At 70.2% G+C, this 22,440-nt stretch carries 18 protein-coding genes; 15 read left to right on the forward strand and 3 right to left on the reverse strand.

The window, feature by feature from the left end:
* Positions 1-102 precede the first annotated feature (102 nt).
* The 7 genes from ABT342_RS24830 to ABT342_RS24860 all read left to right on the forward strand — a co-directional run bounded on the left by ABT342_RS24830 (position 103) and on the right by ABT342_RS24860 (position 10,665).
* Positions 103-1,056: a 2-hydroxyacid dehydrogenase gene (locus ABT342_RS24830; RefSeq protein ID WP_351577891.1), complete on the forward strand. Its 954-nt coding sequence runs from the start codon at positions 103-105 to the stop codon at positions 1,054-1,056.
* 425 nt (positions 1,057-1,481) lie between these two features.
* Positions 1,482-4,406 (forward strand): putative bifunctional diguanylate cyclase/phosphodiesterase, encoded by a 2,925-nt coding sequence (locus tag ABT342_RS24835; RefSeq protein WP_351577893.1) that lies wholly within the window; start codon positions 1,482-1,484, stop codon positions 4,404-4,406.
* A 211-nt stretch (positions 4,407-4,617) separates the two neighbouring features.
* On the forward strand, positions 4,618-6,498 hold the full coding sequence (locus ABT342_RS24840; protein ID WP_351577896.1) for an acetolactate synthase large subunit: 1,881 nt from the start codon (positions 4,618-4,620) through the stop codon (positions 6,496-6,498).
* Between the two features lie 35 nt (positions 6,499-6,533).
* A complete protein-coding gene (ilvN, locus tag ABT342_RS24845; RefSeq protein ID WP_019889675.1) occupies positions 6,534-7,058 on the forward strand; it encodes an acetolactate synthase small subunit in 525 nt (174 codons plus the stop codon).
* Positions 7,059-7,180: 122 nt separating this feature from the next.
* Positions 7,181-8,182, forward strand: a complete 1,002-nt coding sequence (ilvC, locus tag ABT342_RS24850) for a ketol-acid reductoisomerase (protein ID WP_351577900.1) — start codon at positions 7,181-7,183, stop codon at positions 8,180-8,182.
* Positions 8,183-8,411: 229 nt separating this feature from the next.
* Positions 8,412-10,013: a phosphoglycerate dehydrogenase gene (serA, locus tag ABT342_RS24855; RefSeq protein WP_351577903.1), complete on the forward strand. Its 1,602-nt coding sequence runs from the start codon at positions 8,412-8,414 to the stop codon at positions 10,011-10,013.
* A gap of 76 nt (positions 10,014-10,089) precedes the next feature.
* Positions 10,090-10,665 carry a TetR/AcrR family transcriptional regulator gene (locus ABT342_RS24860; RefSeq protein WP_351577906.1) on the forward strand — a complete coding sequence of 192 codons (576 nt, stop codon included), beginning with the start codon at positions 10,090-10,092 and terminating at the stop codon, positions 10,663-10,665.
* A 93-nt stretch (positions 10,666-10,758) separates the two neighbouring features.
* Here the strand turns inward: ABT342_RS24860 and ABT342_RS24865 are convergent, their stop codons facing one another.
* Positions 10,759-11,952 carry a PucR family transcriptional regulator gene (locus ABT342_RS24865; RefSeq protein ID WP_351577909.1) on the reverse strand — a complete coding sequence of 398 codons (1,194 nt, stop codon included), beginning with the start codon at positions 11,950-11,952 and terminating at the stop codon, positions 10,759-10,761.
* Between the two features lie 185 nt (positions 11,953-12,137).
* Here ABT342_RS24865 and ABT342_RS24870 point away from each other — a divergent pair, with 185 nt between their 5' ends.
* The 4 genes from ABT342_RS24870 to ABT342_RS24885 all read left to right on the forward strand — a co-directional run bounded on the left by ABT342_RS24870 (position 12,138) and on the right by ABT342_RS24885 (position 15,683).
* The gene (locus ABT342_RS24870; protein ID WP_351577912.1) at positions 12,138-13,064 is read left to right on the forward strand and encodes a proline dehydrogenase family protein; all 927 of its coding nucleotides are present in this window, start codon (positions 12,138-12,140) and stop codon (positions 13,062-13,064) included.
* Between the two features lie 239 nt (positions 13,065-13,303).
* Entirely contained in the window at positions 13,304-14,935 is a 1,632-nt protein-coding gene (gene pruA, locus ABT342_RS24875) for an L-glutamate gamma-semialdehyde dehydrogenase (protein WP_351577915.1), read from the forward strand.
* 128 nt (positions 14,936-15,063) lie between these two features.
* On the forward strand, positions 15,064-15,321 hold the full coding sequence (locus ABT342_RS24880) for a hypothetical protein (protein ID WP_351577917.1): 258 nt from the start codon (positions 15,064-15,066) through the stop codon (positions 15,319-15,321).
* A gap of 230 nt (positions 15,322-15,551) precedes the next feature.
* The gene (locus tag ABT342_RS24885) at positions 15,552-15,683 is read left to right on the forward strand and encodes a hypothetical protein (RefSeq protein WP_351577919.1); all 132 of its coding nucleotides are present in this window, start codon (positions 15,552-15,554) and stop codon (positions 15,681-15,683) included.
* Positions 15,684-15,708: 25 nt separating this feature from the next.
* Here the strand turns inward: ABT342_RS24885 and ABT342_RS24890 are convergent, their stop codons facing one another.
* On the reverse strand, positions 15,709-17,310 hold the full coding sequence (locus tag ABT342_RS24890; protein ID WP_351577921.1) for a purple acid phosphatase family protein: 1,602 nt from the start codon (positions 17,308-17,310) through the stop codon (positions 15,709-15,711).
* Positions 17,311-17,448: 138 nt separating this feature from the next.
* Between ABT342_RS24890 and ABT342_RS24895 the strand changes: the two genes are divergently transcribed.
* Both ABT342_RS24895 and ABT342_RS24900 read left to right on the forward strand, forming a co-directional pair.
* A complete protein-coding gene (locus ABT342_RS24895; protein ID WP_351577923.1) occupies positions 17,449-18,489 on the forward strand; it encodes a 3-isopropylmalate dehydrogenase in 1,041 nt (346 codons plus the stop codon).
* Positions 18,490-18,738: 249 nt separating this feature from the next.
* A complete protein-coding gene (locus tag ABT342_RS24900) occupies positions 18,739-19,827 on the forward strand; it encodes a branched-chain amino acid aminotransferase (protein WP_351577925.1) in 1,089 nt (362 codons plus the stop codon).
* Positions 19,828-19,954: 127 nt separating this feature from the next.
* On the opposite strand, the gene ABT342_RS24905 is transcribed toward ABT342_RS24900, so the two are convergent.
* Complete coding sequence (locus ABT342_RS24905) at positions 19,955-21,403, reverse strand: cytosine permease (RefSeq protein WP_351577927.1); 1,449 nt, start codon at positions 21,401-21,403, stop codon at positions 19,955-19,957.
* A 193-nt stretch (positions 21,404-21,596) separates the two neighbouring features.
* Between ABT342_RS24905 and ureA the strand changes: the two genes are divergently transcribed.
* Positions 21,597-22,313 carry an urease subunit gamma gene (ureA, locus tag ABT342_RS24910; RefSeq protein ID WP_351577929.1) on the forward strand — a complete coding sequence of 239 codons (717 nt, stop codon included), beginning with the start codon at positions 21,597-21,599 and terminating at the stop codon, positions 22,311-22,313.
* Positions 22,310-22,440: hypothetical protein (locus tag ABT342_RS24915; protein ID WP_351577939.1), on the forward strand; the 131-nt coding region annotated here is incomplete at its 3' end. The genes ureA and ABT342_RS24915, both read left to right, overlap by 4 nt.

The following is a 22,440-nucleotide window of genomic DNA, read 5'->3' on the forward strand; positions in this document are numbered from 1 at the left end:
ACTTGCCGGGTCCGGGGGCCCGCGGCGGCAGCCGCTGGTGTCACAGCCCCGGGAAGACACAGTACGTCGGCCTCCGGACCCGTTTCGCATAGCCTCCTGACCATGACTGCGACAGACGTATGGCTTCCCATTTCGGCCGATGAGATCGAGGGCCTCCCCGCTCCCGACGAGTCGGGGCTCAGCTATCGCCACTGGGACGGCGGCCCGGACTTTCCCGCGGACCCCGCCGACTGCGTCTTCTACGTCGTTCCGTACATGAAGGGCACGGAGGTCTCGACACGGCCACTGGCCGCCATGACGTCAGTGCAGGTCGTCCAGACCCTCACGGCCGGAATCGACCACGTCGAGCCGGGCCTCGGTTCGCTGCGCGCGGGCGTACGCCTGTGCAACGCGAAGGGTGTCCACGAGGCGAGCACCGCCGAGCTCACGCTCGCTCTGATCCTCGCCTCCCTGCGCGGCATTCCCCGCTTCGTGGAAGGCCAGCGGCAGGAGGAGTGGCGGGGCGGTTTCTATCCGGCGCTCGCCGACAAGTCCGTGCTCATCGTCGGCTACGGCTCGATCGGCGTCGCCATCGAGGACCGGCTCGCGCCCTTCGAATGCGCGCGGGTGGTGCGCGTCGCGCGCTCCGCCCGTACGGCCGAGCGCGGCGAGGTGCACGCACTCGGCGACCTTCCCGCGCTGCTCCCCGAAGCCGATGTGGTCATCCTCTCCACGCCGCTCACCGAGGCCACCCACCATCTGGCGAACGCCGGCTTCCTGGCGCGGATGAAGGACGGCGCCCTGCTGGTGAATGTCGCGCGCGGTCCCGTCGTCGACACCAAGGCGCTGCTGGCCGAGGCCGAGAGCGGCCGGATCGCCGCGGCACTCGACGTCACCGACCCCGAGCCGCTGCCCGCCGGGCACCCCCTCTGGCATGCCCCGGGCGTACTGATCAGCCCTCATGTGGGCGGCTCCAGTTCGGCGTTCCTGCCCCGCGCCAAGCGCCTGCTGGCCGGACAGATCACCCGATTCGCGGCGGCAGAGCCCCTGCGCAACGTGGTCCTCACGACGCGGTAGCCGCCCCACTGCCCCCCTTACGCCACTCTTTGGAGTCACCCGATCGCACCCAGTGTCGATAATCCATTTGATCGTCACGCTGAGTAGAGGGAGTATGTCCCTGAGTGACGGGACTGGTGTATCGTCCCAACTTGGGGGCTGCGTCGTGTACGAGGGCGACGCTGCGGAGCGATCTGACTTCGAGGGGGGCGACGGGCGATGTACGGCCAATGGACCAACGATCCGACGCGGCGGGAGTGCCGCCGACCACCCTTGCTCGCTCCGAGGCCCGGACCGGCGCCGAGCCGGACGAGTCCGCCGACAGGCCGGCCGCGTGCGAAAGCCGGTCCGGCGAGTCGGCAGACCGACGGCCCCTGTGGACAGAGTCGGCAGACCGGCGACCCCCGTGGGCAGAGTCGGCCGAAAGCGCTGTCAGGGGTGGCGCGGTGAGTGCCCCGGGCGCGCTCATCGCCCGACCGTCGGTCTCCGGAGGCGGCGGCGGGACCGGGCTGCTGCCTCAGGTGCTGCTCGCCCTCGCCAGTGCGGGCTATGCCGCGGGCGCCGCCTTCGGCTGGGGATCCGAGCAACTGGCGCTGATCATGGGCGATTTCGGACTCAGCTTCGCCGCCCTGCTCGCCTCGGTCTCGTGTTTCCTCTTCGCGCGCACCCGCGGCACCCGCTTCCGGCCCGCCTGGGTCCTGTTCGCGGTCTCCTCCGCCATGGCCGCGTGCGGTAACGCGGTCTGGGGCTGGTACGAGGTGGTGCTCGGCCGCGCCGTGCCGAGCCCGTCCCTGGCCGACCTGTTCTTCCTCTGCTTCGCGCCGCCCGCGATCGTCGGACTGCTCGTCCTCGCCAAGCGCCCCGTCACCCGTGCCGGCTGGGTCTGCCTCGCGCTGGACTCCTGGCTGATCGGCGGCTCCCTGCTCACCCTGTCCTGGAGCCTTGCCCTCGCGCACAACGCGCACTTCCAGGGGGAGAGCGTGGCCGAGACGGCACTCTCCCTCGCCTATCCGCTGCTGGACATCGTGCTGGTCAGCATGGTGCTCGCGCTGCACTTCCGGCGGTCGAACGCCCATAGGTCCGCGGTCAACACCGCCATCGCGGCGCTCGCCCTGACCGTCCTGTGCGACGCCCTGTTCACGTCCCCGCTGCTGCGGGACGACTACCGCTCGGGACAGCTCCTGGACGCCGGCTGGTTCGCCGGCTCCCTCCTCCTCGCGTACGCGCCCTGGGGGGTGCGCCGGATGGAGCCGGGTGCGGCCGTGCCCGCGCGCGGCGCCCGCCCCGCGGGCCACCTCGCGTTCAGCCGCCCCATCGCGGGCTCACTCGCCGCCCTCACCCCGTATCTCGCCGCCGCCGTCTGCACGCTCGGCATCCTCTACAACGTCATCGAGGACCGCCGGGTCGACCGCGTCGTGGTCTTCACCGGCTGCACGGTCGTGCTCGCCCTGGTCGTCCGGCAGGGCATCATGCTGCTCGACAACATCGCCCTCACCCATGAACTGGCGCAGAAGGAGAACCACTTCCGCTCCCTGGTGCAGGGCTCCAGCGACGTCATCATGATCGCCGCGCCCACCGGCATACTCCGCTACGTCAGCCCGGCGGCCGCCGGAGTGTACGGACGCGACGCGGAGGAGCTCATCGGCTCGGAGCTCGCCTCCCTCATCCACCCCGAGGACCTCGGCCGCGTCGTCCACGAAGTGCGCCGGTTCCTGGCCGCTCCTCCCTCGGAGGAGCCCACGACGCGTATCGAGTGCCGCTTCCGGTCCGGCACCGGCCAGTGGCTCAACGTCGAGTCCACGGTCAACCGCCACCAGGGCGGGCTGATCTTCAACAGCCGGGACGTCACCGAGCGGGTGCGCCTCCAGGCGCAGCTCCAGCACAACGCCGAGCACGACCCGCTCACCGACCTCCCCAACCGCGCCCTGTTCACCGAGCGGGTCCGAAAGGCGCTCAGCGGCCGCCGGGCGGGCGACCCGGGGACCGCCGTGCTCTTCATCGACCTGGACGGCTTCAAGGGGGTGAACGACCGCCTGGGCCACCAGGCCGGGGACGAGCTGCTGATCCATGCCGCCCGCCGCCTCCAGGAGTCCGTACGGGCCGGCGACACCGCGGCCCGTCTCGGCGGCGACGAATTCGCGGCCCTCATCCTCGGCGACGGCACCCGCGACCAGTCGGCCCGCGAGGTCCAGGTCCACGAGATCGCCGACCGGCTGCGGCTCACCCTCTCCCAGCCCTACCGGGTGGAGGGCAACGAGGTCCGGGTCGCCGCCTCCATCGGCGTCGCCTTCGCCGAGCCCGGCATCAGCGCGGGCGACCTGCTGCGCAACGCCGACCTCGCCATGTACCGGGCCAAGGCCGGCGGCAAGGACCGTGTCGAGCTGTACGCCCCCCAGATGCAGGCAGAGGTCATCCGCCGTGCCGAACTGGCCACCCGGCTGCGCGCGGCACTCCACGACGGAGAGTTCGCCCTCCTCCACCAGCCCGTGGTGAACCTCGCCAGCGGCCGGGTCGCCGCCGTCGCGGCACAGGCCCGCTGGAGATCCGCCCAGGGCATCCTCTTCACGCCCGCCGAGTTCCTGCGGGTCGCCGAGGACAGCGACCGCACCGCGGAGCTCGGCCGCTGGCTCCTGGAGGAGGCCGTCGCGCAGGCCGCCGAGCGCGGCAGGCTCGGCCACCAGGTCCCGGTCTCGGTCCGGCTCTCCGCCCGCCGGCTGCTGGACCGCTCCATGCCGCTGGGCTCCATCGAGGCGCTGCTCACCCGCCACGGCCTGCCGTCCGGGTCCCTCGTGATCGAACTGGCCGAAAGTGACCCGCGGATCTCCTTCGACGACCTGGAGCAGCGGCTGGTGGCACTGCGCCGGCTGGGCGTACGGATCGCGCTCGACGGCTTCGGCAGCGGTTACGCCGCGATCAACGCGCTGCGCCGCCTCCCCGTCGACGTGCTGAAGCTCGACCGCGGGCTCGTCGAGGGCGTCGTGGAATCGGCCCGGCTGCACAAGATCACCGCAGGGCTGCTGCGGATCGCCTGCGATCTCGGCATGCAGTCGGTGGCGGACGGGGTGGACGCCCCGGAACAGGTGATGGCACTGCGCGCCATGGGCTGCACCCACGGCCAGGGGCTGGCATTCTCGGGACCGATCGACGAGTACCGGCTGCGTCGTGCCCTGGTGCACGGTGAATACCCGGTGCCCGGGGGAGGGGCCGTGCCGGTCCTGACCGGAGGAGCCCTGCCCGTACGCCGTCCTTCCGTCGCCGCGCCGGAGGTCGTCGGGCGCCCACCGGGGCACCCGGGACAGCCGAGCCATCCGGCCCATCCGGGGCGTCCCCCGATCCGCTCAAATACTGAGACGCCCGTCCCACCCACTTGACACTGGTAGTGCGCCGGGGGGAGGGTCAATGCCATGCGCACCCGAATTCTCGTACTTGGAAGGCGCGTCGGCTGAAGCAGTCCCGTGTACGGGCTCTGCAGACCGCACCGGCGCGCTCCCCTCGCTTGCCTCCCCGGCACGAGGGGTTTTTTGTTGCACTGGACCTAGTCAAACCCCCGCAAAAACCCTCAGCTTCGAGAAGAGAACGCCGATGACCGAGCAGGCCTCCGGGGCCCACCATCCGCAGCCGCGAGCCCGTACCGGCGGACAGAACGCCGCCACCGTTGAGCACGTCACGGGCGCGCAGTCCCTCATCCGTTCGCTCGAGGAAGTCGGGGCCGACACCGTGTTCGGCATCCCCGGCGGTGCCATCCTCCCGGCGTACGACCCGCTGATGGACTCCTCCCGGGTCCGCCACATCCTGGTCCGCCACGAGCAGGGCGCCGGCCACGCCGCCACCGGCTACGCGCAGGCCACCGGCAAGGTCGGCGTGTGCATGGCCACCTCGGGGCCGGGTGCGACGAACCTCGTCACCCCCATCGCCGACGCGCACATGGACTCCGTCCCGCTGGTCGCGATCACCGGCCAGGTCGCGAGCAAGGCGATCGGCACGGACGCCTTCCAGGAGGCGGACATCTGCGGCATCACGATGCCGATCACCAAGCACAACTTCCTGGTCACCAAGCCCGAGGACATCCCGAGGACGATCGCCGAGGCCTTCCACATCGCCTCCACCGGCCGCCCGGGACCCGTTCTCGTCGACATCTCCAAGGACGCCCTGCAGGCGCAGACCACGTTCAGCTGGCCGCCGCAGACCGACCTGCCCGGCTACCGCCCGGTCACCAAGCCGCACGCCAAGCAGATCCGTGAAGCCGCCAAGCTGATCACGCAGGCCAAGCGCCCGGTCCTGTACGTCGGCGGCGGTGTCCTCAAGGCCGGCGCCACCACCGAGCTCAAGGTCCTCGCCGAGCTCACCGGCGCCCCCGTCACCACCACCCTGATGGCGCTGGGAGCGTTCCCCGACAGCCACCCGCTGCACGTGGGCATGCCGGGCATGCACGGCGCGGTCACCGCCGTCACCGCGCTGCAGAAGGCCGACCTGATCGTCGCCCTCGGCGCCCGTTTCGACGACCGCGTCACCGGCAAGCTGGACAGCTTCGCCCCGTACGCCAAGATCGTCCACGCCGACATCGACCCGGCCGAGATCGGCAAGAACCGCGCCGCCGACGTCCCGATCGTCGGTGACGCCCGCGAGGTCATCGCCGACCTGGTCCAGGCCGTGCAGGCCGAGTACAGCGAAGGCAACAAGGGCGACTACGCCGCCTGGTGGCAGGACCTCAACCGCTGGCGCGACACCTACCCGCTCGGCTACGAGACGCCGGAGGACGGCAGCCTCGCCCCCCAGCAGGTCATCCAGCGCATCGGCCAGCTGGCCCCCGAGGGCACCATCTACGCGGCCGGTGTCGGCCAGCACCAGATGTGGGCCGCCCACTTCATCGACTACGACAAGCCGGCCACCTGGCTCAACTCCGGCGGCGCCGGGACCATGGGCTACGCCGTCCCGGCCGCCATGGGCGCCAAGGCCGGCATGCCGGACCGCACCGTCTGGGCGATCGACGGCGACGGCTGCTTCCAGATGACCAACCAGGAACTGGTCACCTGCGCGCTGAACAACATCCCGATCAAGGTCGCGATCATCAACAACGGCGCCCTCGGCATGGTCCGCCAGTGGCAGACCCTGTTCTACAACGAGCGCTACTCCAGCACCGTCCTGCACGCCGACGAGACGGGCCACGCCGTCCCCGGCTCGCAGCTGGGCGCGAGCCAGGCCCCCCGCAAGGGCACCCGGGTCCCGGACTTCGTCAAGCTGTCCGAGGCCATGGGCTGTGTGGCGCTGCGCTGCGAGGACCCGGCCGACCTGGACAAGGTCATCGCCGAGGCCAACGCCATCAACGACCGTCCCGTCGTGATCGACTTCATCGTCCACGAGGACGCCATGGTGTGGCCGATGGTCGCCGCCGGCACCTCCAACGACGAGGTCATGGCCGCGCGCGGGGTCCGCCCCGACTTCGGCGACAGCGAAGACGACTGAGCGAGCAGCGAGAGTAGAGAGAGACGCAAAGAATCATGTCCAAGCACACGCTCTCCGTCCTGGTGGAGAACACCCCCGGTATCCTGGCCAGGATCGCCGCGCTGTTCTCGCGCCGCGGCTTCAACATCGACTCGCTCGCCGTCGGCGTCACCGAGCACCCCGACATCTCCCGCATCACCATCGTGGTCAATGTCGAGGACCTCCCGCTGGAGCAGGTGACCAAGCAGCTCAACAAGCTGGTCAACGTCCTGAAGATCGTCGAGCTGGAGCCCAGCGCCGCGATCCAGCGCGAGCTCGTCCTGGTCAAGGTCCGCGCCGACAACGAGACCCGCTCCCAGATCGTCGAGATCGTCCAGCTGTTCCGCGCCAAGACCGTGGACGTCTCGCCCGAGGCCGTCACCATCGAGGCCACCGGATCGAGTGACAAGCTCGACGCGATGCTGAAGATGCTGGAGCAGTTCGGCATCAAGGAGCTCGTCCAGTCCGGCACGATCGCCATAGGGCGTGGCGCGCGGTCCATCACGGACCGCAGCCTGCGGGCCCTCGACCGCAGCGCCTGACCCCTCCGGTCGCACCCCCTCCGGTCTCGCGAGACCGTATCGCGAGACCGGAGAACCCCCTCATCCCCGCCAGCCGTACGGTGGGGAGCAAGCCAGCAAGACCTTCAACAAGGAGAAACCCAGTGGCCGAGCTGTTCTACGACGACGACGCCGACCTGTCCATCATCCAGGGCCGCAAGGTCGCGGTCATCGGTTACGGCAGCCAGGGCCACGCCCACGCGCTGTCGCTCCGTGACTCCGGTGTGGACGTCCGCGTCGGTCTGCACGAGGGGTCCAAGTCCAAGGCCAAGGCCGAGGAGCAGGGCCTGCGCGTGGTGACGCCGTCGGAGGCCGCCGCCGAGGCCGACGTCATCATGATCCTGATCCCGGACCCGATCCAGGCCGAGGTCTACGAGGCGTCCATCAAGGACAACCTGAAGGACGGCGACGCGCTGTTCTTCGCCCACGGCTTCAACATCCGCTTCGGCTTCATCAAGCCCCCGGCCGGTGTCGACGTCGCCCTGGTCGCCCCGAAGGGCCCGGGTCACCTGGTCCGCCGTCAGTACGAGGAGGGTCGCGGCGTTCCGGCGATCGCCGCCGTCGAGCAGGACGCCACGGGCAACGCCTTCGCGCTGGCGCTCTCGTACGCCAAGGCGATCGGTGGCACCCGCGCCGGTGTCATCAAGACGACCTTCACCGAGGAGACCGAGACCGACCTGTTCGGTGAGCAGGCCGTTCTCTGCGGTGGCGCCTCGGCGCTCGTCAAGGCGGGCTTCGAGACCCTGGTCGAGGCCGGCTACCAGCCGGAGATCGCGTACTTCGAGTGCCTCCACGAGCTGAAGCTGATCGTGGACCTCATGTACGAGGGCGGCCTGGAGAAGATGCGCTGGTCGGTCTCCGAGACCGCCGAGTGGGGCGACTACATCACCGGCCCGCGCGTCATCACGGACCAGACCAAGGTCGAGATGAAGAAGGTCCTCGCCGAGATCCAGGACGGCACGTTCGCCAAGAACTGGATGGACGAGTACCACGGCGGTCTGAAGAAGTACAACGAGTACAAGACCCAGGACAGCGAGCACCTGCTGGAGACCACCGGCAAGGAGCTGCGCAAGCTCATGAGCTGGGTCGACAACGAGGAGGCCTAAGCCTCACCGCGGCGGGTCCTTCGGGGCCCGCCGCGCTTCGTTGGACAACTAGTCCAACCCCGGACGGGTGATAGTTCCGCCAAGGCGGAAAACCACCCCTCCCACACCACTACAGTGGTGAACACATCGCGTTCAGGCCCACAGCGTCGTGCGTCTTCCACGCGGCTAGCCCCCTCCACCGCCTGCGGCCGTCGGGACGGCCGTCCGCATTGGACCAGTGAGGACTCACGTGAGCACTGCGCCCCGTAAACCCGTTGTACTCATCGCTGAAGAGCTGTCGCCCGCGACCGTCGACGCGCTCGGTCCGGACTTCGAGATCCGGCACTGCAACGGCGCGGACCGCGCCGAGCTGCTCCCCGCCATCGTCGACGTCGACGCGATCCTCGTCCGGTCGGCCACCAAGGTCGACGCCGAGGCCATCGCCGCAGCTCCCAAGCTCAAGGTCGTCGCCCGTGCGGGCGTTGGCCTGGACAACGTGGACGTCTCCGCCGCCACCAAGGCCGGCGTGATGGTCGTCAACGCCCCGACGTCCAACATCGTCACCGCCGCCGAGCTCGCCTGCGGTCTGCTCGTCGCCACCGCGCGCAACATCCCGCAGGCCAACACCGCCCTGAAGAACGGCGAGTGGAAGCGTTCCAAGTACACCGGCGTCGAGCTCAGCGAGAAGACGCTCGGCGTCGTCGGCCTCGGCCGCATCGGCGTGCTGGTCGCCCAGCGGATGTCCGCCTTCGGCATGAAGATCGTCGCGTACGACCCCTACGTACAGCCCGCGCGTGCCGCGCAGATGGGCGTCAAGCTGCTGACGCTGGACGAGCTGCTCGAGGTCTCCGACTTCATCACCGTCCACCTCCCCAAGACGCCCGAGACGCTCGGCCTGATCGGCGACGAGGCGCTGCACAAGGTCAAGCCGACCGTCCGCATCGTCAACGCCGCGCGCGGCGGCATCGTGGACGAGGAGGCGCTGGCCTCCGCGCTCAAGGAGGGCCGGGTCGCCGGCGCGGGCCTCGACGTGTACGCGAAGGAGCCCTGCACGGACTCCCCGCTGTTCCAGTTCGACCAGGTCGTCTGCACCCCGCACCTCGGCGCGTCCACGGACGAGGCGCAGGAGAAGGCGGGCATCTCGGTCGCCAAGTCCGTGCGCCTCGCGCTCGCCGGTGAGCTCGTGCCGGACGCGGTCAACGTCCAGGGCGGTGTCATCGCCGAGGACGTGCGCCCGGGTCTGCCGCTGGCCGAGAAGCTCGGCCGGATCTTCACCGCGCTGGCGGGCGAGGTCGCGGTCCGCCTCGATGTCGAGGTGTACGGCGAGATCACCCAGCACGACGTGAAGGTGCTCGAACTGTCCGCGCTGAAGGGCGTGTTCGAGGACGTGGTCGACGAGACCGTGTCGTACGTGAACGCGCCGCTGTTCGCGCAGGAGCGCGGTGTCGAGGTCCGCCTCACCACGAGCTCCGAGTCCCCGGACCACCGCAATGTGGTCACCGTGCGCGGCACGCTCGCGAACGGCGAGGAGGTCGCGGTCTCCGGCACGCTGGCCGGCCCCAAGCACCTCCAGAAGATCGTCGCCGTCGGCGACTACGACGTGGACCTGGCGCTCGCCGACCACATGCTCGTGCTGCGTTACGAGGACCGTCCGGGCGTCGTCGGCACGGTCGGCCGCATCCTCGGCGAGGCCGGGCTGAACATCGCCGGCATGCAGGTCTCGCGCCAGTCGGAGGGCGGCGAGGCGGTCGTCGTCCTGACCGTCGACGACACCGTTCCGCAGCCGGTGCTGAACGAGATCGCCGAGGAGATCGGCGCCACCTCGGCCCGCTCGGTGAACCTGATCGCCTGATCCGCACGGGTCTGACGTACCCGGTTCCTAGACGCGCGTATTACACAAGCGTCTAGGGGCCGGGTACGCTGCGTTCATGGGACACCGCGAAGATCTGCTCGAAGGCGCCAAGCGCTGCCTGCTGGACAAGGGGTACGGCCGTACGACCGCCCGCGACATCGTGGCCGCGTCCGGCACGAACCTGGCCTCCATCGGCTACCACTACGGCTCGAAGGACGCCCTGCTCCAGCAGGCCTTCCTGGCGCTGACCGAGGAGTGGGGCCAGGCCGTCGGACCGGCCGGGACCTCGGACCCGGTCGACGCGGCCGATCCGTACGCCCGCTTCGAGGGCATGTGGGAGAAGGTGATCGCCGCCTTCGAGGAGAGCCGCAAGGTCTGGAAGCTGCAGCTGGAGGTCGTCACCCGCCTCGACGACGACGAGGTGCTCCGCGAGGCGATCAAGGAGCCGCAGCGGGAAGGCCGGCTCGGCATGGCGGAGGCGTTCCTCGGCCTGGACCCCGAGGCCGACCCGGAGCAGGCCCGCGCGGCCGGCCTGCTCCTCCAGGCGCTGGTGGCCGGGGTGATGATCCAGTGGATGGTCGACCCGGAGACGGCGCCGTCCGCGAAGGACCTCACCGAGGGCCTGAAGGTGATCATGGGGGAGAAGGGCTGACGCGTACGACCGCCCAGCGCGCCGCCGGGCCGCGAGCCGGTGCCGCGGAGCCCCGGCCGGGCCACCGCCCGGGGCCGCAAGGCCGCGGAGCGGTTACCGCAGCCGGGCCGCCTTGAGGGCCATGTGGAGCAGGAGGCGGTCCTCGCCGTCGTCCAGGTCCAGGCCCGTGAGCTGTTCCACCCGCGAGAGGCGGTAGTAGAGCGTCTGGCGGTGGATACCCAGCGCCGCCGCGCTGCGCCCGGCCTGGCCCGCGCTGTCCAGGAAGACCTCGGCCGTGCGCGCCAGCTCCGCGTGGGCGGGGGCGAGCAGGGCGCGGACCGCCGGGTCGGGTGCCAGGGCCTGGTCGAGCTCGGTCAGCAGGCGGTAGGGGCCGATCCCGGACCAGTCGGCCACCGGGCCGAGCCCGGGATCGGCGATGGCGGCGCGGGCCGCGGCCCCGGCCTCCCGCCAGGAGTGGTTCAGCTCGCCGATGCCCCGGCGGGGGAGCGCGATGCCCGAGGCCGGGGCGCCCAGCCGGGTTGCGGCGGAGTGCGCGGGGGTGAGGGAGTCGGCCGTCCGGAGCCGTACGAGCACGGCGAGCGCGTGGGCGCCGTTCCGGCTCTGGTCCCCGGGCGCGGCGGCGTGCCCGTGCGCCTCGGCGGACGGCCCCGCCCACGGTACCGTGCACAGCGCCGCCGCCCCCGGGACCGTACGTGCCGAAGGGGCGTCCGCGGACGGCCAGGGCGCCAGGCACAGGAGCGTGTGCAGCCCGTCCGCCGCGCTCGGCCCCAGGGCCGTACGCAGAGCCGCGAGCGCCATGTCGTACTGCCACCCCCGTTCGGCCGTCAGCACCGCCCGCAGCTCGCGGGACACGTCCGCGCCCGCCCGCTCCTCGTCGGCGAGCAGGCCGCCGATCCGGGCCGCCACCTCCATCGCCGCGGCCAGCTGGTCCGGGGTGGGGCCGGGTTCCGCGTCGAGCAGCCAGACGTAGCCGAGGACGATCCCGTGATGGCGTACCGGAAGGCAGAGGCGGTCGCGGAAGACTCCGGCCTCCGGGGCGGCCGGGATCCGGACCGGGCCGGTCGCGCGGGCGATGCCGAAGCCCTCGAACCAGGCGCGTACCGCCGGGGTGGACTTCCGCGTCAGGATCGAGCGCGTACGCACCGGGTCCATGGCGGTGTCGTCATCGCTGTCGTGGGCCCCGAAGGCGATCAGTCCGAAGTCCCGGTTCTCCAGCGTCGCCGGGGCGCCCAGCAGCGCGGAGATCTCGTCCACCAGCTCTTGGTAATCGCCGTAATCGCCCTTCACGCGGACATTCTCGCACCGGTTGGACGGGCTCTTCAGACAGATGTCTGAAGAGGAAGCCACGGATGCGTGACAGCTGTCGATGGCCGACGATCGGAGCGGTATCTAGGTTTCACGGTGGTTCTCCGCGCCGTTCCCGGTTCGTTCGGTTTCGGCCTCCTTCAACCCCTGTTCCGTGGAGGTGCCCCGTGCTGGGTCCCGTGATCCTCGCCGCGTCCCGCAGCGACAAGATGCGCCGTTTCGTGTCGGCCGCCCCGGGGACGAAGCAGGTCGTCGCCCGGTTCATCGCCGGTGAGACGGTCGGCCAGGTGATCCCGATCGTCGAGGACACCATCGACAAGGGGCTCGAGGTCACCCTCGACGTTGTCGGCGAGGACATCACCACCCGCGAGCAGGCCACCGCCGCGCGCGACGCCTACCTGGAGCTGATCAAGCACCTCAAGGCCCTCGGCCTGGGCGCGAAGGCCGAGATGTCGGTGAAGCTGTCGATGTTCGGCCAGTCGCTGGAGGGGGGCCACGAGCTGGCGCTCGCCAACGTCCGCCCGGTCGTCGAGGCCGCCGCCGCGATCGGCACCACGGTCACCCTGGACGCCGAGGACCACACCACCCTCGACTCGATGTTCGCCATCCACCAGGAGCTGCGCCGCGACTTCCCGCAGACCGGCTGCGTGATCCAGGCCTACCTGTTCCGCACCGAGGACGACGCCCGCCGCCTCGCCGCGAACGGCAGCCGCGTCCGCATCGTCAAGGGCGCCTACAAGGAGCCCGCCGAGGTCGCGTTCCAGGACAAGGCCGAGATCGACAAGGCGTACGTCCGCATCCTGAAGATCCTGATGGAGGGCGAGGGCTACCCGATGATCGGGTCCCACGATCCGCGCCTCATCGCCGTCAGCCAGGAGCTCGCCCGCCGCGCCGGGCGCAAACTGGATGAGTACGAGTTCCAGATGCTGTACGGGATCCGCAGCGACGAGCAGCTGCGCCTCGCGGCCGAGGGACACCGGGTGCGCGTGTACACCGCGTACGGAACCGACTGGTACGGCTACTTCATGCGTCGCCTCGCGGAGAAGCCGGCGAACCTCCTGTTCTTCGCCCGCTCCATCCTCACCAAGGGCTGAGCGGCAGCTGTCGTCACCCCCGGTGCCTCGTGGGTGACGGCAGCTACCGCCCATCGGTCGGCTGCGCCGACCCGGTTCCGCAAAGGAGTTACGGAACTCGTGACTCCGCCCCCGTGGGGGCTTCTCACTCGCTCGCACAGCGAGCTGGTGACGGTCAAGCCCTGACCGCCGTCCAACATACGCACACGGCTTCAGCTCTCCCGAACTGAAGCCAGGGATTCACTCGGAAGAGGTAGCTCATGGACGCTGTGACCCAGGTCCCCGCCCCCGTCAACGAGCCGGTCCACGGCTACGCCCCCGGTTCCGCCGAGCGCGCCCGGCTGGAGGCCAAGCTCAAGGAGCTGGCCGACAACCCCATCGACCTCCCGATGACGATCAACGGTGAGAAGCGGATGGGCGGCGGCGAGCGCGTCGACGTCGTACAGCCGCACAACCACCGGGCCGTCATCGGCACCTTCGCCGGCGCCACCCGGGAGGACGCCCAGGACGCGATCGACGCCGCGCTGGCCGCGGCCCCGGCGTGGCGCGCGATGTCCTTCGACGACCGCGCGGCGATCATCCTGCGCGCCGCCGAGCTGCTGGCGGGCCCCTGGCGCGAGACGCTGGCCGCCTCCACCATGCTCGGCCAGTCGAAGACCGCCCAGCAGGCCGAGATCGACACCCCGTGCGAGCTCGTCGACTTCTGGCGCTTCAACGTCAAGTACGCCCGTGACCTGCTCGCCGAGCAGCCCGTGGCGAACTCCCCGGGTGTGTGGAACCGCCTCGACCACCGCCCGCTGGAGGGCTTCGTCTACGCGATCACGCCCTTCAACTTCACCGCGATCGCCGGCAACCTGCCCACCGCCCCCGCCCTCATGGGCAACGTGGTGATCTGGAAGCCGTCCCCGACGCAGACCCACGCCGCCGTGCTGCTGATGCAGCTCCTGGAGGAGGCGGGCCTGCCCAAGGGCGTCATCAACCTGGTGACGGGCGACGGCATCGCCGTCTCCGACGTGGCCCTGAACCACCCGATGCTGGCCGGTATCCACTTCACCGGCTCGACCAGGACCTTCCAGCACCTGTGGAAGACGGTCGGCAACAACATCGAGAAGTACCGCTCCTACCCGCGCATCGTCGGCGAGACCGGCGGCAAGGACTTCGTCGTCGCCCACCCGAGTGCCGACCGCGCCGTCCTGAAGACCGCGCTCACCCGCGGCTCCTTCGAGTTCCAGGGCCAGAAGTGCTCCGCGTCCTCGCGTGCGTACGTCCCGGCCTCCCTCTGGAACTCGGGCTTCAAGGAGGAGTTCGCTGCCGAGGTCGACGGCATCAAGATGGGTGACGTCACCGATCTGACGAACTTCATCGGCGCCGTCATCGACGAGCGTTCCTTCGCCAAGAACAAGGCCGCGATCGACCGTGCGAAGGCCGACCCGACCTGCACGATCGTCGCCGGCGGCACGTACGACGACTCGGTCGGCTACTTCGTCCGCCCGACGGTGATCGTGTGCGACGACCCCGAGAACGAGGTCTTCACGACCGAGTACTTCGGCCCGATCCTCGCCGTGCACGTCTACGAGGACGAGAAGTACGACGAGATGCTGGCGCAGATGGAGTCGGTGTCGGCGTACGCGCTGACCGGCTCGATCATCGCCGGTGACCGTGCCGCCGCGGCCGACGCGATGGAGAAGCTCCGCTACGCCGCGGGCAACTTCTACATCAACGACAAGTCGACCGGCGCCGTCGTCGGCCAGCAGCCCTTCGGCGGCGGCCGCGCGTCCGGTACGAACGACAAGGCGGGCGCCCCGCAGAACCTGATGCGCTGGACGCTGACCCGCGCGATCAAGGAGACGCTGGTCCCGCCGACCGAGTACGGCTACCCGCACATGGGCTGACGTTCCGCCTGGCCCCGTGAACTCCGCCCCCCGCCGGCAACCCCCCTGCCGGCCGGGGGCGGCTCACGTCGGGCGGGCTTACGCTGCTGGGAGAGGTTTCACCGGGGGGTTCGGTGAGGAGGCACGGCATGCCTGGTTCGACGACGCTCAACGCCGGCCACGGGGTCGACGCGATCGACCACCTCGACGCGCAGCGGATGGCGGCGATGATGAGCGAGATGCACGCGCTGCTGACCATGGAGGGACCGAACAGGGTCACGGATCCGCAGGTCGCGGCGTTGTGCGGGGGTGAGACGCACCACCGCGAGGAGTTCACCGACTGGGTGGGACGGGTCGCCCGGCAGCTGAAGGAGGCGACGGCCGAGCACCCCGTGCGGCGGGGGTGACCGGCGCTCCGACCAGGGCGGATGCTTGATCGCGTCTCAGATACTAGGAAGTCCGAGTAATTGTGGAGACAGCGAGGCCGGGCTCCCGTAGCTTTGTAGGAGCCGAACGTCTCGCTTGATCCAGCGAATGGCGGTCGTGAGCCGGTGCCCGAGGCAGGCAACCCCTGCGGCCCGTGCTCCCCGCCCCTTCCGGCGCCTTCGATCATTGCGATCTCAAGGAGTCGATCCCCATGTCCGAGACGACCGTCCGCCGCCGCGTCCGCCACACGCCCCGCACCAGCGAGTCCGACCGGAAGAACGCCGCCGCTGCCCTGCAGCGCGCCCTCGACCGCAGGGACAACGGCGGCGAAACGGGTCACTAGGACCTACGCACGATCTCAGGACGCCTCAGGACGTGCGCACGACCTCGAAGTAGTCGATGCGCTTGCCGCTCTCGGCGAGCGCGGAGACCTTCAGCTTCGCGGCCGTGGTGGCCGTACCGGTCTCCGCCTCCACCGCGAGGAACGAGAAGCCGGTGTACCGCACGCGCGACCACTCGACCATGTCCGGGTCGGGCAGCCGCAGCTTCGTCCAGTGGAAGGTCACGATGTGGTCGTGGTCGTGGACGTTGCCCTCGTAGCTGTCCTTCACCCCGAGCCCGAAGCCGTACAGATCGGCCCCGGCGCCGCCCGCCGTGACGTACACGATGCCGTCCCGTGTCGGGTCGGTGCTCGCGCCCACCGGCACGGGCTTGCCGACCTCGCCGCCCTTGATGGCGTCGGTCCGCTCGTACACATGGTTGTGCCCGTTGATCACCAGATCCACCTGGTGCTTGGTGAACAGCGGCAGCCACGCGTCGCGCGGGCCGCCGTCCGAGGCGTGTGTCGACGTCGAGTACATGCAGTGGTGGAAGAAGACCACCACGAAGTCGATCTCCGGCCGCGCGCGCAGCTCGCCCAGCCGCTTGTCCAGCCACGCCGTCTGTGCGCCGTTCGTGTACCCCTTGTTGGCGGGTATCTCGTACGACACGTCGTTGGCGTCCAGCGCGACGACACCCACGTTCCCGTACACGAACGAGTACACGCCCGGCGCGTTCGACGGGTCCGGGCCGTTGCCGGGGAGCGACCAGCGCGCGGACTGGCCGCCGTAGCCGTTCGGCGAGTACCACGCCTCCATGTCGTGGTTGCCGGTGGTGACCATCCACGGCACTCGTGAGGCGACGCTCTCGGTCTGCGCCAGGAACTGGTCCCATACGCGCGCGTCGTACGTGTCCGACTCCTTGCCGTGCCCGCTGCTGTCGGCGTAGCAGATGTCGCCCGCGTGCAGATGGAAGGCCGGGTTCTGGCCGAGGATCACCTGGTCGTTGGCGAGGGCGTCGTAGCTCACGCCCTGGTCGCCGAAGGCCGTGAAGACGAACTTCTCGGGCGCCGCAGGCGCGGTGCGGAACGAACTGATCGTCGCGAGGCGCGAGGCGTCCGCCGGGTCGAAGCCGTCGTGGCCGACGCCGTAGTAGTACGTCGTGCCGGGCCTGAGGCCGTCGAGGCCCACGTGCAGGTAGTACTGGTCGACGGCGGGCAGCTTCCGCGTCAGCGACGGCGTGTGGAGCGGACGCACCTCGGCCTCGATCTTGCGGCTCAGGTCCCACGGCTTCAGCCCGACGCGCACGTACGGGCGCTTCACCGCGAACGGCACCTGCCAGGAGATCCGCATCTGCGTCTTCGGATCGGCGCCGAAGGCCAGATGGCGACCGAAGGGCGCGACGAGCGAACCGTCGACCTTCGCCGTGGCGGCCGTCGTCACCAGGGCGGGGGAGGCGGTGGCGGCGCTCGCCGGGCCCGCCAGCAGCCCGCTTCCGGCGGCCGCCGCGCCCGCGATGCCGCCGGTCAGCGCGCCGCGCCGGGAGATCCTGGGGCGGGCGTGCCGGGCCCGCAGATACTCGTGCTGCTCTGGCATGCTCATGCCACATGCGAGCTGGTCGGGTATCCCGACCCGTGGGGTGTCTTCGGTCATGCGCGGTAACTTGCCAGTAACTTACGTCTCCCCGCCAGACTCCGGATGAACGAAATTCAACGAAACCGAGAGTGAGAAGTGCGTCCGCATGGTGGACGGAGGCGTGTCAGGCGCTGGGACGGGGAGTACGGTGCGGATATGTCTCGCAGCATCAATCTCGCAGTGATCCCCGGTGACGGCATCGGCCAGGAGGTCGTGGCCCAGGGCCTGAAGGTCCTCACGGCCGTCCTTCCTGAGGATGTGAAGCTGGAGACCAAGGAGTACGACCTCGGCGCGAAGCGCTGGCACCGCACCGGAGAGACCCTCCCGGACGCGGAGCTCGACTCCCTCAAGAACCACGACGCGATCCTGCTCGGCGCGATCGGCGACCCGTCCGTGCCGTCCGGCGTCCTGGAGCGCGGGCTGCTGCTGAAGCTGCGGTTCGCCTTCGACCACTACGTCAACCTGCGGCCCTCGAAGCTGTTCCCCAACACGGCCACCCCGCTGGCCGGCCGCCCCGACATCGACTTCGTCGTCGTGCGCGAGGGCACCGAGGGTCCGTACACGGGCAACGGCGGTTCGCTGCGCACCGGTACGCCGGCCGAGGTCGCCACCGAGGTCAGCGTCAACACGGCGTACGGCGTCGAGCGCGTCGTGCGTGACGCGTTCGCGCGGGCCGACGCCCGCCCCCGCAAGAAGCTGACGCTGGTTCACAAGAACAACGTCCTCGTGTACGCGGGCCACATGTGGAAGAACATCTTCGACAAGGTCGGCCAGGAGTACCCCGAGGTCACCACCGACTACCTGCACGTCGACGCCGCGACGATCTTCTTCGTCACCCAGCCGGAGCGCTTCGACGTCATCGTCACCGACAACCTCTTCGGCGACATCCTGACCGACCTCGCCGCTGCCGTGACCGGCGGTATCGGCCTGGCCGCGTCCGCGAACATCAACCCGGACCGGACCTTCCCGTCGATGTTCGAGCCCGTCCACGGTTCCGCGCCCGACATCGCGGGCCAGGGCAAGGCCGACCCCACGGCCACGGTCCTGTCCGTCGCCCTCCTCCTGCGTCACCTCGGCCACGACGCCGAGGCCGCCCGCATCGAGGACGCCGTCGCCGCCGACCTGGCGGAGCGGGACGGCACCGCCCGTACCACCGACCAGATCGGCGACGCGCTCGCCGTACGAGTAGCGGGCTGACCCGTCGACTCTCGAAACCTCGAAGCCGCCGGGTCGCAATCGCACCCGGCGGCTTCTCCTCTGCGGCCCCCGGGTGCCACCATCAAGCCATGGGCCGCGCTCACCCTGTTCTGCTGGTCCCCACGCACTGCGATAATCGAACGTGGGGCCGCGTCATGCGGGGAAGCTCGGACGTCCTAGTACAGCCGTATTCGGACGTGCGGGCGTGAAAGCGGTCCATCACAAACACACGGTGAAGGACACGCAGACATGACGACGCCCACGATCGAGCTCAAGCCCTCCTCGAACCCGCTGTCCGACGCGGAGCGCGAGGCGATCATGGTGAACCCCGGATTCGGCCGCCACTTCACCGATCACATGGTGACGATCAGGTGGACCGAAGGACGGGGCTGGCACGACGCGCAGCTCACGCCGTACGCGCCGCTGTCGATCGACCCGGCCAACATGACGCTGCACTACGCACAGGAGATCTTCGAGGGGCTGAAGGCCTACCGCAGGCCCGACGGCTCGGTCGCCACCTTCCGGCCCGACGCCAACGCCGAGCGCTTCCAGATCTCCGCCCGGCGCCTGGCCATGCCGGAGCTCCCCGTCGAGACGTTCATCGCGGCCTGCGACGCCCTGGTCCAGCAGGACAAGGCGTGGGTCCCGCCGCACGGCGGCGAAGCGTCCCTCTACCTGCGGCCCTTCATGATCGCGATGGAGAGCGGCCTCGGTGTGCGGCCGGCCAACGAGTACCTCTTCATCGTCATCGCCTCCCCGTCCGGGCCGTTCTTCCCGGGCGGCGTCAAGCCGGTCTCCGTGTGGCTCTCGGAGAACTACGTCCGCGCCGTCCCCGGCGGCATGGGCTTCGCCAAGACCGGCGGAAACTACGCGGCCTCGCTGCTCGCGGCGGCCGAGGCGGCCGCGAAGGGCTGCGACCAGGTGGTCTGGCTGGACGCGCTGGAGCACAAGTGGGTCGAGGAAATGGGCGGCATGAACCTGTACTTCGTGTACGGCGACAAGATCGTCACCCCGGAGCTCACCGGCTCGCTCCTCGCTGGCATCACCCGTGACTCGCTCCTCAAGGTCGCGGGCGACCTCGGCTACACGGCCGAGGAAGGGCGCATCTCCACCGAGCAGTGGAAGCGCGACACCGAGAACGGGACGCTCACCGAGGTGTTCGCCTGCGGCACCGCCGCCGTCATCACCCCCATCGGCTCGGTCAAGTCGGCCGGTGGTGAGTGGACCCAGGCCGACGGGCAGCCCGGCGAGGTGACGATGAAGCTCCGCAAGGCGCTGCTGGACATCCAGCGGGGCATCGTCGAGGACACCCACGGCTGGATGCACGAGCTCGGCTGACCCCGGCCGACAGCACACGCTCAGGCAGAACGCCCAGGCAGAACGCTCAGGCAGAACGAAGAAACCGCGCGGGACCCGAGAAGGGGTCCCGCGCGGTTCTTCGTTGCGCCTGGGCGTGGCAGGCAGGTCAGGAAGCCACGGCCGCTTCCCGTTCCTGCCCGGCGCCGGAGTCCGCCGTGGCCGCCTCGGGAACGACACGGGTGCTGCCCACCGTCAGCGCGGCGTACACCACGCCGCCCACCAGGCCCGACAGGATGAAGCTGCAGTCCACACCGTTCGTCAGGGCGAGCAGCGGACCCTCGTAGAACGGGGTCGAGACGGCGGCCAGGCCGACCGCGGCGCCGAGCACCCAGGCGGCCGTGGCGCGCGGCTCCCAGCCCGCCGCGAACCAGTAGGCGCCGCCCCGGGAGCGCCGGTTGTAGACCTGCAGCGCCTCGGCGTCGTACGCGCCGCGACATCGCCGGTGACCGATGAGGGTGACGACGGCCCACGGGGCGCCGATCGCGGTGAGCAGCAGGACGAACGAGGTCATCGCCGAGCGGGCGTCCCAGGCGAAGTGGCCGAGGAAGACGAAGCCGGTGGCGACGACCGCGACGATCACCGTGGACTGGGTGCGGCTGGCCCTGGGGACGATCGCGTCGAGGTCCAGGCCCATGGAGTAGAGCATCAGTCCGGCGTTGCCGACCGAACCGGCGGCGGCCGCGACCAGCAGCGGTATCAGGTACCAGCCGGGGGAGGAGGCGACCAGCGGGCCGGCGTAGTCGAGCGAGGCACGGGCGGCGAGCGACGTGAACGTGCCGAAGAGCTGGGGGATCAGCAGACCGGCGAACAGGCCCAGCACCGTGGCCCACAGCACTCGGCGGGGGTTGTGGCGCCGCGGCGAGATGTAGCGGGTGTAGTCGCCCAGCAGGGTGATGAAGGCGATGGGGCCGCTGAGCCCGGCGGCCACCGCGGACAGCGCCCAGGTCGGCCAGAAGGAGCCGAGCAGATAAGGGGTGTCGGGCGGGGCGGCGGTGGTGAAGTCGGGGGCGTACGCCACCAGGCCTATCGCGAGCAGCACGATCATGCCGATGGCCAGCAGCTTGCTCATCCGCAGCAGCAGCCGGTAGCCGAAGACCGCGCCGATCACGGTGAGCGCGGCCAGCAGGGCGTAGACCAGTGCGTGGGTCGCGCCGCCGGTCGGCAGGCCGACCATCCTCGCCAGCGTGCCGACCATCACATCGCCGCCGATCCACAGGGTCAGCGCGGTGTAGCCGAGTGACAGCAGGAGGCCGACGATGGAACCGACGAGCCGTCCGCGTACGCCGAAGAAGGCTCCGCTGGACGTCGAGAGATTGGTCGCCGTGCGCAGCGATACGAGCGCGAGCGGTGCCGTGACGACGACGCCGGCGATCGTGCCCGCGATCACCGAGGTGACGGCGCCCCATAGGCCGAGGCCGAAGGATACGGGCAGCCACCCGAAGACGATCACGCCAAGGCAGAGGTTGGACCCGAGCAGGATCGCGATGAGATCGCGAGGACCGCTGGTCCGTTCCGCCTCGGGGATGGTGTCTACCCCGCGCTGTTCAATCGGCATCGGGCTCTCCCTGCTCGCCGGAGTGAATTTGAGTGCTGCTCTATGTGAACCCAGCACGGCGCTGCCGTCAATGCTTTCCTTCAAGGAAAGTGAGCGTTAGAGTGGCGTTCAAACATCTGGAATCGGATTCGGAGATTCCGGAGCGGTGTACCCCCGGGGAAGCCGTGGTGGACCTACTGGGAGGCGTGGTGACGTGCGACTGACCCCGACCGAGCGCGACCGGCTGCTGCTGTTCGGCGCCGCCGAACTGGCCAGGGCGCGGCGCGCCCGCGGGCTCAAGCTCAATGTCCCCGAGGCGACCGCTCTGATCGCCGACACCGTCTGCGAGGCGGCCCGGGACGGGCGCAGGCTCGCCGAGGCCATCGAGGCGGCCCGCTCCGTCCTCGGCCCCGACGACGTCCTTCCGGGCGTCACCGACGTCGTCACCGAGGTGCACGTGGAGGCCGTCTTCGACGACGGCTCGCGGCTCGCGGTCGTCTCCGACCCCATCGGGGGCGGCGGACTCGGCGATCAGGCGCCCGGCGCCGTCGTGCCGGGCCCCGCGGACCCCGAGCCGGAGCCCGCGGTGCGGCTGACCGTACGCAACACGGCGGCTGTCCCTGTCAGCGTCACCTCGCACTTCCACTTCTTCGAGGCCAACCCGCGGCTCGACTTCGACCGGGCCGCGTCCTACGGCATGCGCCTGTGCGTTCCGGCTGGCTCGTCCGTCCGCTTCGACCCGGGTGGCGAGGCCGAGGTCGGCCTCGTGCCCATCGGCGGGGAGCGCATCGCCATCGGCTTCGCGGGCCTGGTCGACGGCCCGCTGGACGCGCCCGGCGCGAAGGAGGAGGCCCTGCGCAGGGCAGCCGCCTGCGGCTACCTGGGCGCCCCTGGGGATCAGGGACAGACTGTTACGGAGGAGGACAAGTGACCGGCATCGATCCGCACGAGTACGCGAGTGTCCACGGCCCGCGCGCCGGGGACCGGGTCGTCCTCGGCGACTCCGGGCTCGTCGTCCGTGTCGAGTCCGACTCGCAGAAGCCGGGTGACGAGTTCCT

It is taken from the genome of Streptomyces sp. NPDC000410 (assembly GCF_040300305.1).
GTDB lineage: Bacteria > Actinomycetota > Actinomycetes > Streptomycetales > Streptomycetaceae > Streptomyces.